Source organism: Deinococcus pimensis DSM 21231 (assembly GCF_000519345.1).
GTDB lineage: Bacteria > Deinococcota > Deinococci > Deinococcales > Deinococcaceae > Deinococcus_A > Deinococcus_A pimensis.
Window position 1 is genome coordinate 1,643 of sequence record NZ_KI912657.1, and the last position, 1,434, is coordinate 3,076.

The 1,434-nt window shown below is 70.0% G+C and carries 2 protein-coding genes; one reads left to right on the forward strand and one right to left on the reverse strand.

What is annotated here, in order from left to right; all coding sequences use genetic code 11:
- The coding region (locus DEIPI_RS0116150) for a hypothetical protein (RefSeq protein ID WP_211238306.1) at positions 1-674 on the forward strand (674 nt) is incomplete at its 5' end.
- Positions 675-885: 211 nt separating this feature from the next.
- Here the strand turns inward: DEIPI_RS0116150 and DEIPI_RS31800 are convergent.
- The coding region (locus tag DEIPI_RS31800; protein WP_045234516.1) for a hypothetical protein at positions 886-1,434 on the reverse strand (549 nt) is incomplete at its 5' end.

Genomic DNA, 1,434 nt, shown 5'->3' on the forward strand with positions numbered 1-1,434 from the left:
CCGCTGCGCGCGTCCCGCCGCCCGCGACCCCCACGTCGAAGCCTCCTCCCGCGAAGCCCGCGCCGCCCGCCGTGGTGGCGAGGAGCGACACGCCCACCGCCCGTGCCTCCAGCACCGACCAGCGATCGTTCTTCACCGTCGGCGACACCAAGGACGACGTGCTCCGCGTGATGGGCCAGCCCTCCCAGCTCCACGACGACTACTGGGTGTACGGGATGAGCATGATCACCTTCGAAGGTGGCGTGGTGAAGGAATGGACCAACACCAGCAGCAACCTCAAGGCCAAGCTGATCGTCAAGCCCGGCGCGAACAAGGGTTACTTCACCGTGGGTGACACCAAGGACGACGTGCTCCGCGTGATGGGGCAGCCGTCGCAGTTTCATGACGACTACTGGGTGTACGGGATGAGCATGATCACCTTCGAGGGTGGCGTGGTGAAGGAATGGACCAACACCAGCAGCAACCTCAAGGCCAAGCTGCTGTCCTCGACGAAGGCCACGCGCGCCTTCTTCACGGTGGGTGACACAAAGGAGACGGTCCTGAACGTCATGGGGCAGCCGTCGCAGTTCCATGACGACTACTGGGTGTACGGGATGAGCATGATCACCTTCGAGGGTGGCGTGGTGAAGGAATGGACGGACACCAGCAGCAACCTCAAGGCCAGGGCACAGTGACGAACGTGGTGTGACACGTCCGGCTCAGGCGCCGTGAGGACGCTCTCGAGGCGGTTCGATGCGGCGTGGCGGCGCGGCCGGGCGGAGCGATGGGCACGGACGCGGAGGCGCCCGGTCCGCTCCAGTCGAGAAGGGCAGGCGCCGTGCGCCTGCCCTTGCACCCTACCGGGGGACTCAGCGGTGGAGGCGGACACAGGGTCCGCCGTCGTCGTCAGGCGGGCCGCGCGGGGGTGAGCCAGGCGTGGAACACCCGCAGCTCGCCCGTCCGGGGTTCGCCGCCGCCGTGCAGGACGTCCCACTCGATCCGGTCCGCGTGCTTCACGGAGCGCCACACGCGCCAGTCACGGTCGTAGGCGCGGACGACGTAGACACGGTCGGAGCGCAGGCTCCCCTGGTCGTGCGGGAGGAAGAAGACGTGGGCGCCGTGCAGGCCGGAGGCGCGCCGCTCCGCGACGACGCGGGTGACGGCGTCGGTCTCGCCAGGGGTGAGTTCGCGGAAGTCGTCCTCGACGAGGCGGCGGTACAGGTCGGGGAGGTGCGCGCGGACGAAGTCGGACTGCGCGGCGGGTCCGGCGGTGAGGTAGGCGGCGTCCGCGGTCCGTCCGGCGGCGTGCAGCGCCTGCGCGAGGCGTCCGATGAAGCGTGGCAGGTCGGGTAGCACGGGCAGGCCCTCCGCAGCGGGGAAGCGTTCCTCGGTGGTCGCGCCCTGGGAACGGTGAGGCTGCTCGGGCGCGGCGGGCGCGGGCGGGTCGTCGCGGCG